Annotated in this window: 12 protein-coding genes; 6 read left to right on the top strand and 6 right to left on the bottom strand. The window is 60.1% G+C overall.

Translation table 11 applies throughout. The features are described from left to right. The first annotated feature begins 2 nt into the window (after window positions 1-2). From JN12_RS17750 to JN12_RS17735, 4 genes are all read left to right on the top strand, one after another. Window positions 3-1,046 (top strand): 3-oxoacyl-ACP synthase III, encoded by a 1,044-nt coding sequence (locus JN12_RS17750; RefSeq protein WP_145025246.1) that lies wholly within the window; start codon window positions 3-5, stop codon window positions 1,044-1,046. Next, window positions 1,040-1,936: an alpha/beta fold hydrolase gene (locus JN12_RS17745; RefSeq protein ID WP_407925394.1), complete on the top strand. Its 897-nt coding sequence runs from the start codon at window positions 1,040-1,042 to the stop codon at window positions 1,934-1,936. The genes JN12_RS17750 and JN12_RS17745 overlap by 7 nt, the downstream gene beginning before the upstream one ends. Window positions 1,937-2,138: 202 nt before the next feature. Further along, window positions 2,139-3,770, top strand: coding sequence for a fatty acid CoA ligase family protein (locus JN12_RS17740; protein WP_281287748.1), 1,632 nt, complete (start codon window positions 2,139-2,141; stop codon window positions 3,768-3,770). Then, window positions 3,767-4,756 carry an NAD-dependent epimerase/dehydratase family protein gene (locus JN12_RS17735; RefSeq protein ID WP_145025244.1) on the top strand — a complete coding sequence of 330 codons (990 nt, stop codon included), beginning with the start codon at window positions 3,767-3,769 and terminating at the stop codon, window positions 4,754-4,756. Before JN12_RS17740 ends, JN12_RS17735 begins: the two co-directional genes overlap by 4 nt. Before the next feature lie 88 nt (window positions 4,757-4,844). Here JN12_RS17735 and cysK (JN12_RS17730) read toward each other — a convergent pair whose 3' ends face one another. From cysK (JN12_RS17730) to gap, 3 genes are all read right to left on the bottom strand, one after another. After that, window positions 4,845-5,798, bottom strand: a complete 954-nt coding sequence (gene cysK, locus JN12_RS17730) for a cysteine synthase A (protein ID WP_145025242.1) — start codon at window positions 5,796-5,798, stop codon at window positions 4,845-4,847. Between the two features lie 225 nt (window positions 5,799-6,023). After that, window positions 6,024-6,953: a cysteine synthase A gene (gene cysK / locus JN12_RS17725; protein ID WP_145025239.1), complete on the bottom strand. Its 930-nt coding sequence runs from the start codon at window positions 6,951-6,953 to the stop codon at window positions 6,024-6,026. Between the two features lie 245 nt (window positions 6,954-7,198). Beyond that, window positions 7,199-8,224 carry a type I glyceraldehyde-3-phosphate dehydrogenase gene (gene gap, locus JN12_RS17720; protein ID WP_145025237.1) on the bottom strand — a complete coding sequence of 342 codons (1,026 nt, stop codon included), beginning with the start codon at window positions 8,222-8,224 and terminating at the stop codon, window positions 7,199-7,201. 188 nt (window positions 8,225-8,412) lie between these two features. Between gap and JN12_RS17715 the strand changes: the two genes are divergently transcribed. Then, a complete protein-coding gene (locus JN12_RS17715; RefSeq protein ID WP_145025235.1) occupies window positions 8,413-8,988 on the top strand; it encodes a flavin reductase family protein in 576 nt (191 codons plus the stop codon). 36 nt (window positions 8,989-9,024) lie between these two features. After that, window positions 9,025-10,167, top strand: a complete 1,143-nt coding sequence (locus JN12_RS17710; protein ID WP_281287747.1) for a MalY/PatB family protein — start codon at window positions 9,025-9,027, stop codon at window positions 10,165-10,167. Between the two features lie 61 nt (window positions 10,168-10,228). Here the strand turns inward: JN12_RS17710 and JN12_RS17705 are convergent, their stop codons facing one another. From JN12_RS17705 to JN12_RS17695, 3 genes are all read right to left on the bottom strand, one after another. Beyond that, window positions 10,229-10,759, bottom strand: a complete 531-nt coding sequence (locus tag JN12_RS17705; protein ID WP_145025231.1) for a shikimate kinase — start codon at window positions 10,757-10,759, stop codon at window positions 10,229-10,231. A 141-nt stretch (window positions 10,760-10,900) separates the two neighbouring features. Then, a complete protein-coding gene (locus JN12_RS17700; protein ID WP_246125913.1) occupies window positions 10,901-13,177 on the bottom strand; it encodes a SpoIIE family protein phosphatase in 2,277 nt (758 codons plus the stop codon). Window positions 13,178-13,239: 62 nt separating this feature from the next. Next, the coding region (locus JN12_RS17695; protein WP_211360566.1) for a transposase at window positions 13,240-13,540 on the bottom strand (301 nt) is incomplete at its 5' end.

The raw sequence follows: 13,540 nt of genomic DNA, 5'->3' as shown, positions 1-13,540 counted from the left end.
AGATGAAGTATTCCAAGGTAATAATCGAATCCCTCGGCTATGAACTGGCACCGGTGGTGGTCACCTCCGCCGAACTTGAAGAGCGACTGGCCCCCCTTTACCACGCCCTGCACGTTGTGCCCGGCCAGTTGCAGGCCCTGACCGGCATCAGGGAGCGGCGCTGGTGGGAGCCGGGCTATCCCCTTTCCCGCGGTGCCATCGCGGCCGGGAAGAAGGCCCTCGATAGCGCCGGCATTGCCGCTTCCGGGATCGGTGCCCTCGTCTACACCGGGGTCTGCCGGGAACAGTTCGAACCGGCCACCGCCTGCCGGGTGGCTGCCGGGCTCGGCATCGGCGGCAATGCCGCCGTCTTCGACATCTCCAACGCCTGCCTCGGCGTGCTGAACGGCATCCTCGACCTGGCGAACCGGATCGAACTGGGTCAGATCAGGGCCGGCCTGGTGGTCTCCTGCGAGAGCGCCCGCGAGATCAACGACATCATGATCAGCCGGATGCTGGCGGAGAGGAACATGGAGCAGTTCGCCGTCTCGCTGGCCACCCTTACCGGCGGTTCCGGCGCCGTGGCGGTCCTCGTTACCGACGGCTCCTTCAATCGCGGCGCCGGCCACCGCCTCTTGGGGGGCGTCACACAGGCGGCCCCGGAGCACCACCGCCTCTGCCTCTGGGGGGTGACACCGGACGGCGCCGGCGGCTACACCCAGACCATGATCACCGATGCAGTGAACGTGATGAACTATGGCGTTGAGCTGGGGCGCCGCACCTGGGCCGCCCTGCTGGCGGAAATGGGGTGGCGGACCGCCGATGTGGACCGGGTGATCTGCCATCAGGTCGGCTCTGCCCACCAGAGCGCCATCCTGAAGACCCTCGGTATCCCACTGGACAAGGATTTCACGACCTACGAGTTCCTGGGCAACATGGGAACGGTCTCCCTGCCGCTGACCGCCGCCGTTGCCGCCGAGCGGGAGATGCTCCAGGCCGGGGACCGGGTCGGGTTCCTGGGGATCGGGAGCGGGCTGAACTGCCTGATGCTGGGAGTGGAATGGTGACGAGCCGCCTGGAACGAGAATACCCCTTCACCGGCCGCACCATCGACCTGGATGGCCTTGCCTATCACTACCTGGACGAAGGGTCCGGCCTACCACTGGTCATGCTGCACGGCAACCCCTCCTGGTCGTTCTACTACCGCAACCTGGTGACCGCCCTTGCCGGCCGCTACCGCTGCATTGTGCCGGACCATATCGGCTGCGGCCTCTCGGACAAGCCGTCTGACGACCGCTACGACTACACACTCCCCCGCCGGGTCGACGACCTGGAGCAGTTGCTGGACAGGCTCGGTATCACGGAGCGGATCACCCTGGTGCTCCACGACTGGGGCGGGATGATCGGGATGACCTTTGCCTCGCGCCATCCGGAGCGGATCGAGCGGCTGGTGATCCTGAACACCGCCGCCTTTCCGCTCCCGAAGACCAAGCCGTTCCCCCTGGGCTTGAGGATCTGCCGGGACACGAAGCTCGGCGCGCTCCTGGTGCGGGGCTTCAACGCCTTCAGCGTGGCAGCCTCGTACGTCGGCTGCAAGCGGCACCCGATGACTCCGGAACTGCGCGCCCTGTATCAACTCCCGTACGATTCCTGGCAGAACCGGATTGCCACCCTGCGCTTCGTCCAGGACATTCCCCTCGCCCCCGGCGACCGGAACTTCGACCTGATCAGCAGCGTGGCCGCCGGGCTCGACCGCTTCTGTTCCCTTCCCATGCTCATCTGCTGGGGTGAACTGGACTTTGTTTTTGACCGCCATTTCCTGGCTGAATGGGAACGACGCTTCCCGGAAGCCGAGATCCACCGCTTTGCCGACTGCGGTCACTACATTCTGGAGGACGCCAAGGAAGAGGTGGTGCCGCTGATCGACCGGTTCCTGGAGCGGACGGAACCAAGCTGAAAACGGCGGTTGGAGTTATCCGTAGAGAGCCACCGAGCGCTGTTTCGTGATGGCTGTAGGCGAAATGGAGCAAAAGCAGTCTATCCTGTCTGAGCCCGCAGGGCGAGTTGATAGACTGCGCGGAATAAGCCGTAGAGCCATAGAAACAGTGCGACTGAGCGAACGAAGGATGGCTCCAACTGCCTCATCCAGGATGAACTGCATGGATATCGTCAACATCTCCCGCCCCCTGACCGAACTGGCGAGGCTCCAGCCCGACAGTCCGGCCATTGTCTTCCCCAGCCGGAACCACGCCCTCACCTACCGGGAGCTGGACGAGGAGAGCGACCGGCTCGCCGCCGGCCTGACCGGGCTCGGCATCGGTCGCGGGGTAAGGACCGCCCTCCTGGTCCCGCCGGGACCGGAACTGTTCAGCCTCACCTTTGCCCTGTTCAAGGCCGGTGCCGTGCCGGTCTTCATCGATCCCGGCATCGGCGGCCGCAACATGAAGGGGTGCCTGGCAGAGGCCGCGCCGACCGCGTTCATCGGCATCCCCAAGGCCCACCTGGCACGGAGGCTCCTCGGCTGGGGGAAGGATACCCTGCGGATACTGGTCACCGTAGGCGGCGGACGGCTCTGGGGCGGCGTCCCGCTGACCGAGGTAAGCAAAAGCGGCGAGGCCGGCGTCCCCTTTACGGCAGCACCCACGGAGCGCGACGAGGTGGCGGCCATCCTCTTCACCAGCGGCAGCACCGGCCCACCCAAGGGGGCGGTCTACACCCACGGCAACTTCGCGGCCCAGGTGGCAGCCCTGAAGGAGATCTACGGCATCACCCCGGGCGAGGTCGACCTTCCCACCTTTCCGCTGTTCGCCCTCTTCGCGCCGGCCCTCGGCATGACCGCCATCATCCCCCGTATGGACTTCACCCGGCCCGGCAGGGTCGACCCGGAACAGATCATCGGCCCGGCAAAAGCCTTCAACGCCACCACCATGTTCGGCTCGCCGGCGCTCCTCAACCGGGTGGGACGGTACGGTGCCGAGCGCGGGGTCAGGCTCCCCGCCCTCAGGCGGGTCATCTCGGCCGGGGCACCGGTCCCCCCCCATGTGCTGGAGCGGTTCTCCGCGCTGCTCCCCGACGATGGCGAGATCTTCACCCCCTACGGCGCCACCGAGGCGCTGCCGGTCAGTTCCATAGGCAGCCGCGAGATCCTTGGCGAAACAGGCCGCCTCACCTTTGAGGGTCGCGGCGTCTGCGTGGGACAACCGGTGAATGGACTTTCCCTGGCCATTATCCCGATCAGTGACGAGCCGATTGCGGAGTGGCACGACGACCTCATGCTGCGGCCCGGCGAGGTGGGCGAGATCACCGTCTCCGGCCCCCAGGTGACCGGAAGTTATTTCAACCGGCCAGAGGCGACCCGGCTGGCCAAGATCACGGAATCCTCGGGACGGATCTGGCACCGGATGGGGGACGTGGGATACCTGGACAACGAGGGACGGATCTGGTTCTGCGGCCGCAAGGCGCACCGGGTGGTCACAAAGGAGGGAACCCTCTTCACCATCCCGGTGGAAGGGGTCTTCAACGTCCATCCCGCAGTATTTCGCACCGCCCTGGTCGGTATCGGCGAGAACGGCGCCCAGCGACCGGTGCTCTGCGTGGAACTGGAAAAGGGGACACCGAAGCTCGGCCGGGAGCGGATACGGCAGGAACTCCTGGAGCGCGGGGCAGCCTTCCCCCACACCGCGGGCATCCGGGACATCCTCTTCCATCCATCCTTTCCGGTGGATATCCGGCACAACGCCAAGATCTTCCGGGAGAAGCTGGCTCTCTGGGCAGCGGGGAGGCTCACTTGAAGGCGCTGGTGACCGGAGGCGGCGGGTTCCTGGGGGGGGTGATCGTAAGAATGCTGCGGGAGCGGGGCTTTGCTGTACTGAGCTTTTCCAGGGGCTCTTATCCCGCACTGGAGCGCCTCGGCGTGGAGCAACTGCAGGGCGACCTGGCCGACCGGGCAGCGGTGGAGCGGGCAGCGGTTGGCTGCGACATCGTCTTCCACGTGGCAGCCAAGGCCGGCATCTGGGGGAGCTTTGCCGACTATCACCTGGCCAACGTGACCGGCACGGAGAACGTCATTGCCGCCTGCCGGGCCAACAACATCGACCGGCTCGTATTCACCAGCTCCCCCAGCGTGGTCTTCGACGGCCGGGATGTGGAGGGGGGAGATGAATCGCTCCCCTATCCAACGCAGTACGAGGCCAACTACCCCAAGACCAAGGCGATGGCCGAGCAGCTGGTCCTTGCGGCCAACTCACCGACCCTGGCCACAGTAGCGCTCCGCCCCCACCTGATCTGGGGGCCGGAGGACAACCACCTGGTCCCCCGCATCATTGCCAGGGCACGGGCCGGTCGGCTGCGGCGGATCGGCACCCGTCCCTGCCTGGTGGATACGGTCTACGTGGACAATGCTGCCAGTGCCCACCTGCAGGCCGCCGACCGGCTGACGCCCGGTTCTCCCGTTGCCGGCAGAGCCTACTTCATCACCAATGGCGAACCGCTCCCCCTGTTCGAGATGGTCAACCGGATCCTCGCTGCCGGCGGCCTGCCGCCGGTGACGCGCAGCATCCCGCCCCGTTTTGCCACCCTGGCCGGCATCATCTGCGAAGCGCTCTGGAGCGCCCTGCCGCTCCGAGGGGAGCCACCCATGACCCGCTTCGTGGCCCACGAACTGGCCACTGCCCACTGGTTTTCCATCGACGCAGCCCGCCGCGATTTCGGCTATGCGCCGGAGGTCTCAATCAACGAGGGGCTGGAGCGACTACAGGTATGGCTGGAGCAAAAATAAAGGGATTACGATCGGCTCGTAACCCCTTTAACCATTTCGTCTCTGCACCTTCGAACGAATTGATGTTATCGCCCTACTCCCCTACCGATCAAATCCCCTCAAACAGCGCCGTCGACAGGTACCGCTCCGCCAGGTCGGGCAGGATCACCACAATGGTCTTGCCGCTGAACTCGGGCAGGTTGGCCAGCCGCACGGCCGCCAAAGCTGCCGCGCCGGAGGAGATCCCCACCAGGAGCCCCTCCTCCCGGGCCAGCCGCTTGGCGAACTCGATCGACTCGTTGCTCTCCACCTGCTCCACCCGGTCGACAATCGAAAGGTCAAGGGTATCGGGGATGAAGCCGGCGCCGATCCCCTGAATCTTATGCGGTCCGGGCCGCAGCTCCTGGCCGGCCAGTTTCTGGGTGATGACCGGGCTTTCCTTCGGCTCCACCGCCACGGCAATAATATTCTTCCCCTGCTGATGCTTGATGTAGCGGGCAATGCCGCTGATGGTCCCGCCGGTACCCACACCGGATACCAGGACATCGATCCCGCCGGCAGTATCGTTCCAGATCTCGGGGCCGGTGGTCTTTTCGTGGATCGCCGGGTTTGACGGGTTCTTGAACTGTTGCGGCAGGAACCAGCGCTTCGGATCAGAGGCCGCAATCTCCTCGGCCTTTGACACGGCCCCTTTCATCCCCTCGGCACCGGGGGTGAGGATCAGGTTGGCCCCCAGAGCGGCCAGGACTCTACGGCGCTCGACGCTCATGGTCTCGGGCATGGTCAGGGTCAGCTTGTATCCCCTGGCTGCAGCCACATAGGCCAGGGCAATACCGGTGTTGCCGCTGGTCGGCTCGATGATCTCCACCCCGGGCTTCAGGATGCCGCGTTCTTCCGCGTCCCAGATCATGTTGGCGCCTATGCGGCACTTCACCGAGTAGGCCGGGTTACGTCCCTCGATCTTTACCAGCACCGTAGCCCCAGCCCCCTTGGTCAAATGATTCAGGCGAATCAGCGGGGTGTTGCCAATGGAACGTGAGTTATCTTCGTAGATTCCTGGCATGTCGATGCTACTCCTTTCCGGACGTGTGCTCGTGTGTCATGTATGAAAGCTGACTGTACCTGGAAGCAAAGAGTCCCCTCTTGTAAGCGGTAGCTGACAATATAGCAGCACAAGCGCCGTCGTCAAGAACGTACCCCTGACATTCCACTACAGCATCAGCCATGATTCGACAGTTGAATCAATTCCGCGTTCCACCAATGGACAACTATCCGGCTATCATCCCCCTCAGGCGTCCTGGAACAGGGCTGTAGAGAGGTAGCGCTCCCCAGTGTCCGGCAGGATCACCACGATCAGCTTGCCTTTGTTCTCCGGCCGCTTGGCAATCTGTACGGCGGCATATGCTGCCGCGCCAGAGGATATGCCGACCAGAAGCCCTTCCTTGGCAGCAAGACGACGGGCGGTCTCGAACGCCTCCTCGTTTTTCACCTTGTATATTTCGTCAATGATCCCCGTGTTGAGCACCCCTGGTACGAAACCGGCACCAATTCCCTGGATCTTGTGCGGTCCGGGCTGTCCGCCGGACAGTACCGGAGAATCGAACGGCTCAACAGCCACCACCTTGAATTCCGGCTTGCGCCCCTTGATCACCTCGCCGATGCCGGTTATGGTGCCGCCAGTGCCGACGCCACCAACCAGGATATCAACCTTGCCGTCCGTATCGGACCAGATCTCTTCGGCTGTGGTGACCCGGTGGATCGCCGGGTTGGCGGGATTGTTGAACTGGTGGGGGATAAACGATTTCGCAGTGGCGGCAGCCAGTTCCTCGGCCTTTTCAATGGCACCCTTCATCCCCTTGGCACCGGGAGTCAGAACCAGTTCGGCGCCATACGCCTTGAGCAGGTTACGTCGTTCAATACTCATGGTGTCGGGCATGGTCAGGATCAGCCGGTACCCCTTGGCCGCGGCCACAAATGCGAGGGCAATGCCGGTGTTGCCGCTGGTCGGCTCGATGATCACCGTACCCTTTTTGATCAGCCCCTTTTCTTCCGCATCCTTGATCATGGCAAAGCCAATCCGGTCCTTGACGCTGCCGCCGGGATTGAAAGACTCCAGCTTGCCCACCACCTCGGCCACTGCTCCTTCAGCGATCCGGGAAAGCTTGAGCAAGGGAGTCCTGCCGATCAGTTCGGTCAGGTTGTTTGCGATCTTTGCCATTGTAAACCTCCATTCTCCAATGCTTAAAATGTATACCTCTATTGAGTTTGTGTCTGTTTTAAAAACATACGTTCTTACACTAATCGAGTCAAGATATTTTTAACAACCCCAGTTATTTGTACTGCATATTACTATGGTTTATATTGATTGGCCAATACCCATGGTGAAATATGAACAGAGGTGCATCTGAAATCTATCAGGAAGGGCATTATTGGCCCGCTCCACTTTGGCTGCACAAAGACGTTTCATGTATCAGCGGAGACGGCTCCAATCAGAGAGATCAGATCGATCAGCCGGCTGGAGTAGCCGGTTTCATTGTCATACCAGGCAATGAGCTTGACCAGGTTGCCACCCACCACCCGGGTGCAGGAGGCATCAAGCACGGCAGAATGCCGAATCCCCCTGAAATCGGCGGAAACGAGCGGTTCGTCGGTGACAGTGATGATCCCTTTCATCGAGCCCCTTGCTGCCCGGCGGAAGGCATCGTTCACCGTCACGCAATCTACCGGCTGCTCCAGTTCCATTGCCAGATCGATGTCGGCCACTGCTGCCGTCGGCACCCGGATCGCCAAACCATCGATCCTGCCGGCCAGTTCGGGCATGACCTGAATCACGGCGCGGATGGCACTGGTCGTGGTCGGAATCATGGAAAGGGCGCTTGCCCTTGCCCGCCGCAGGTCCGGATGGGGGGAGTCGAGGAGCGACTGGTTGTTGGTATAGGGATGGACCGTGGTCATGAACCCTTTTCTGATGCCGAAGGAATCGTCGAGCACCTTGAGAAGCGGCGCCAGCCCGTTGGTCGTGCATGAGGCGTTGGAGATGACCGTATGGCGCAAGGGGTCGTACTGATGATGGTTGACCCCCAGTACCAGGGAGATGTCGGCGTCTGCCGAGGGAGCGGAGATGACGACCCGTCGGGCGCCGGCCCGGAGATGGGCCGCTGCGGCGGACCGCGAGGTAAACAGGCCGGTGGCCTCGATGACGATATCGACCCCTTCCTCGAACCAGGGGAGCTCCTCCGGTTCTGCCTGCCTGAGCAGCCTGATGGAGCGGCCGTTGACGACCAGGCGCTCCCCGTGCAGGGCTATCTGGCCGGGAAACACGCCATGGGTGGAATCGTACTTGAGTTGATGCAGGATCATGGAGGAGTCGGCCAGATCGTTGATCGCCACCACCTCTATCCTCTTATCGTCCAACGCCAGGCGGAGCGCCGTCCTTCCAATCCGGCCGAAGCCGTTGATGGCTACACGCACCGGTGCTTCATCTCCCATCACTATCCCCTTTGCCAGGCAATTGAAAACTGCTTACGATAACCGAATATACTTCCTCGGTCAACCTCGGTGCGCCCACAGCGGCTTGGACAATACAGCTCATCTATTTACCTGCCAGTTGTTAGATGGTACAGTCAACGATCATCAATGAGATCTGCTCCCGACAAAATAGAACCGGAGGATTGACCATGAAGCGCTCCCTTGGACCAAAAACCCTGCCCCTTCCCGCCCCTGCCTGGCTGGTGGGGACGTATGATGCCGATGGCCGCCCCAACCTCGTTACCGTTGCCTGGGGCGGGGTATGCAGCTCCGAACCGCCAAGTATTGCCATCTCCCTCAGAAAGTCCCGCCACTCCTACGACGCCATTGTCCAGCGAAAGGCGTTCACGATAAATGTGCCGGCCGAGTCCCATGTCCGGGAGACGGATTTTGCCGGCATTGTCTCGGGCAGGGACGTGGACAAGTTTGCTGCCGCCGGCTTGACGCCGGTCAAGAGCGAGCTGGTGGACGCCCCCTATGTTGACGAATTCCCGCTGGTGCTCGAATGCCGCCTGCTCCAGATCATCGAACTCGGCATCCACACCCAGTTCGTGGGCGAAATAGTGGATGTCAAGGCCGACCAGGCGGTTCTCGATCCCCACGGACTGCCGGATGCGGAAAAGGTCCGCCCCATCATTTACGATACCGGGACCAGGAACTATTTCGGCATCGGGCAGCTGCTCGGCAAAGGATTCGCGGTCGGCAAGGATCTGCACAAGAAGTAAGGACGAAGTTGGCTCGAAATGGCGGAGGAGTGGCAGGTGACAGAGTTCGATCAGATCATCGACCGGCGCGGCACCGGAAGCGTCAAGTGGGACAAGTACCGCGACCGGGACATACTCCCGCTCTGGGTGGCGGACATGGATTTCCGTTCGCCGCCGGCCGTGATCGAGGCGTTGCACGAGCGGGTCAGCCACGGTATCTTCGGCTATACCGCCCCGCCCGATGAACTGCCCGGCGTGATAGCAGAGCATCTGCGTAACGAATTCGACTGGGAGATCGACGTCGACTGGCTCGTCTGGCTACCGGGGTTGGTAACCGGGCTCAATGTCGCCTGCTGCGCCGTTGGCCAAGAGGGGGATGCTGTTGCCACCCTGGTGCCGGTCTACCCGCCGTTCCTCTCGGCCCCTTCCCTTACCGGCCGGCAGCTGGTCACGATCCGCCTGGAACAGACCAACGGACGATGGGGGATCGATTTCGACCGGCTGGAGCAAAGCATTACTCCACGTACCCGACTGTTCATGCTCTGCAATCCCCACAACCCGGTCGGTCGGGCCTTTGACCGGCAGGAACTGGAACGGGTTGCCGATCTGGCCCTGCGCTTTGATCTGATCATCTGCAGCGACGAGATACATGCCGGGCTGATATTGGATCAGGACAAACGGCACATCCCCATCGCGGCTCTGGCTCAGGAAGTGGCTGACCGCACCATTACCCTGCAGGCACCGAGCAAGACCTTCAACATTCCGGGGCTCGGCTGTTCCTTTGCCGTGATTTCAGAGCCCTCGCTCAGAAGGGCCTTCAAGCGGGCCATGGGAATGCTGGTGCCCCACGTCAATACGCTGGGATATACCGCCACCCTCGCCGCCTATCGCTACGGGGAAGAATGGCACCGGGAACTGCTCGCCTACCTGCGGGGCAACCGCGACCTGGTGGAAACAACAATCAGGGAACTGCCCGGCCTGTCAACAACCCATCTGGAGGCAACCTATCTTGCCTGGATCGACACCCGGGAAACCGGCCTGACCGACCCGGGACGGTTCTTCGAGGCCGCCGGGGTTGGGTTGTCCGATGGGAGGGAATTTGACGGCAACGGTTTTGTACGGCTCAATTTCGGCTGTCCCCGCCCGTTGCTGCAACAGGCCCTACAGCGGATGAGAGACGCCCTTGCAGCTCGCGCATGACGTTACGAAAAGAGGCCCGGGATTGCTCGCCGGGCCTCACAGTTACTGCCGGGTGATCTATTCAACCGGTGTTGCGGGCAGGCTGATGCCGCTGCCACAGTTCGATAATGCTCTCCACAACCTGATCGGGAGTTACGTCGTCGGTTTCAATTTCGTACTGAGAAGCGATCTTGTAGATAGACGTTCTCCGCTCCAGCACTTCGGAAACTTCCTCAGTGAACGTTTTTCCTGCTGTCAGGGCCGGGCGCTGCGTCCCGGCCTGAATGCGTGCCACGATCGTGGGTACCGAGGCCTTCAGCCAGACCACGCAGGCATTCGTCCGCAGCGCCTCGATATTTTCCGGCCGTTCGATCACCCCGCCACCGGTATCGATGATAATGTTGTCACGTGCTGTCAGCTCCCTGGCCACAGCGGATTCCATATCGCGGAATTTCTGCCAGCCGTATTTCTCAACTATTTCCGGTGTCGACATCCCGGCCCTTCTGACGATTTCATCGTCCATGCTGATGCACGGCATCTGAAGCCGTTGGGCGAGGATCTCTCCCACTGCTGTTTTCCCGGTACCGCGATACCCGATAAGAACTAAAATCATACGCTCAATCTCTCCATTGCGTCAGCCACCGCTCTTGCCAGAGCGTGGTCAACAGTCTCAATTCAATCGGAGCAAACTATCACTTGTTACATCAACCGTCAATCTTTGTAGCAAGCGGCCGTTACGGTCGGCAGCCCCAAGCTAGTCAACTTTCATAACAACAATCGTCAAATCATCATCAAAGTTCTGCAGCCCGGTAAATGCCCTGACCTCCCGGAACAGCTTGTCAATGATCTCCTGCGGTGAGAGCTGACAACTCTCACCGAGCAGGGTACGGAGGCGATGCTCGCCGAAGAATGCCCCGGTCTGGTCGGCAGCCTCGGTAATACCGTCGGTATACATCATCAGAATGTCGCCGGATTGCAGACTCATCTGCTTTTCCTCGAAGTTGACCTCCTTTTTCACCCCGAGCAGAAGACCTTCCGCATCCAACCAAAAGCATGACCGTGATGATTTTTTCCAGACCAATGGTGGGTTATGACCGGCACTGGCAAAGAAAAGCTCGTGACAATCGCAATCGAATTTCAGATAAAACATGGAAATGAAAAACTCGGCACGCGTTAGATCCTCATAGAGAAATTCATTGAGAGCAGACAAAACCTCTTTGGGACGTAACCTGTTCTTGGCAATGGATTGAATGAACGTGCGGGCTTCTGCCATGATCAGTGCAGCACCAATGTTATGACCCGACACATCGGCGATTACCAGATCCAGGGCTTTGCCGTCTCGAAGAAGAAAGTCGTAATAGTCACCTCCCACCTCGCTGGCGGGAACACATCTGCCCGCAATGGCTATGCCGGCGACATCGGGGGCGCAGTGCGGCAGGAGGCCCAGTTGGATGGTTCTGGCGATTTGCAGCTCCCGTTCCCGCTTCTTCGCCTCAATGAGTTTTTCCGTCTGGCTGGCGTTACGCCATGCAACCCCGATCTGACCCGCAAGCATCGTGAAGAGTTCCTTGAATTCATCGGTAAACATCCCCCTCGCCGACTCCGAATAGGCGGAAAGAACGCCGATCGGCTTCCCTTCGATGGTGATGGGAGCGTGGGCAAACGACTTGATCCCTTTCAGGTGTGCAAAACGTATGGAACTGGGCTTATCCATCAGATCGACATCATTGACCACCACCTCCGAATTTGTGAGAAAAGCCGCACCTGCGTATGACTCCATGGTCAGCCCGCGTTCCGATTCCTTTGGGTCCCACCAAAACGTCCCCTTCTGGCTTCGGACCGTAAGCACCGTTCGCTCTTCATCCAGCATGCGGATCATGCACAGGTCTAGTTTGAACTGCTGCCTGAGGAGTTCCAGAATATTGTCCTGGATTGTTTTCAGGTCGGCCCCGCTCGCGACAACCCTGGCCGCTTCATAGAGAACCCCCAGCTGTTCGCGACTTGTTGTACGGCCGAGCGTGACCGACCCGAAGATGTCGAACACCTCTTCCAGCTCGCTTCCTCTGGCTGCCATATAGCTTTCGATAATGATGCCGGCCGAGGCGGCGCCGACCGAACCTGCCAGGACCTTTTCGGTATAGCGCTTCAGAATGGGAAGCTCGTATTCCGAAAGGCTCCCCCGTTCATCAATCTGCTTGTCCCCGAGGTATTCGGCAATTGCCGCCTGAGCCTCCTTTTCACCGATGAACTTTGTCATGAGATCAACGAATTCCACAATGGCGGGTGCCTTGCTCATCCTTTCACGCGGGAATGGTTCTTCGCGCACCTTGAAAACATCTACGAACTTGATGGCCTGCTCAGCCTCATTTTTATCCGGGTCGGTGAGCAGGGAAATACCAATAAATGCTCCGAGATTAAAGAACAGGGTCCAAAACAGGGAGTGGGGCAGCATCTCAAAACCACTCAGACCAAAGAGCTCGAGGGGGCGCAGGATTGCAAGACCGAACAATCCTTTATCAAGGATATTGCTCTCCATCCATCCCGAACGCACGAACAGGGGGATCAGAATAGTGTAGAACCAGAAGACAAATCCCAACAGCAGTCCCGTTATGGCACCGATTCGAGTGGCCCGTTTCCAGTAGAGTCCGCCGACAACGGCCGGCGCGAATTGCGAGGTGGCGACGAAGGCGGCGAACCCGATATTTGTCAGGGTATATGACTCACCGATAAACCGGTAGTAGAGATACCCGAGAAAGACGACCGTGATGATTCCCATCCGTTTGATGGTAACGAGGACCCCCGACATGTCTGAGTAGTCGATTCGTAATTTCAGGATGACCGGCATGACCAGATGGTTCAGTATCATGGTGGAAATGACAACCGATTCGACAATGACCATGCCGGCCGAGGCAGAGAACCCGCCGATGAAGACCAGCATCGCCAGCCAGGAATGGCCAGTTCGCAAAGGAAGATTGATGATGAAAAAATCCGCAGCAGCAGTATCCCCGCCGCTGATGATGACCCCTCCCAATGCTATGGGAACGACGAACAGAGTTATCAGAAACGCATAGACAGGGTAGTACCTATTAACATTTAAAAGTTCGGATAAAGCCTCTTCAGCTTGATCCGGGCATCAGTTGTTGTAAATTGCCAGTCAATCTTATTGGTACAGTTATTTCGGTCTTTTTCCCATGCAGTCACTTCGGCCTGCATTGTTGCCATATCAGGGATCCGGCGATCAAGGCACTGCCCCTTAAGCACGCTGAGTTCAATCTCGGCCATATTCAGCCAACTGCCGTGCTTGGGCGTGTAATGTATATCAAGTCGTTCAGCCAGTCTTCTGGCTTCTTGAGGTTCAAACGTTTCGTAGAGAGAGGCAATGCTGTGGGTATTC

The sequence above is a fragment of the Geobacter argillaceus genome, assembly GCF_007830735.1.
GTDB lineage: Bacteria > Desulfobacterota > Desulfuromonadia > Geobacterales > DSM-12255 > Geomobilibacter > Geomobilibacter argillaceus.
The sequence above is the reverse complement of the archived record's forward strand: the minus strand, read 5'-3'. Positions and strand labels throughout refer to the sequence as shown.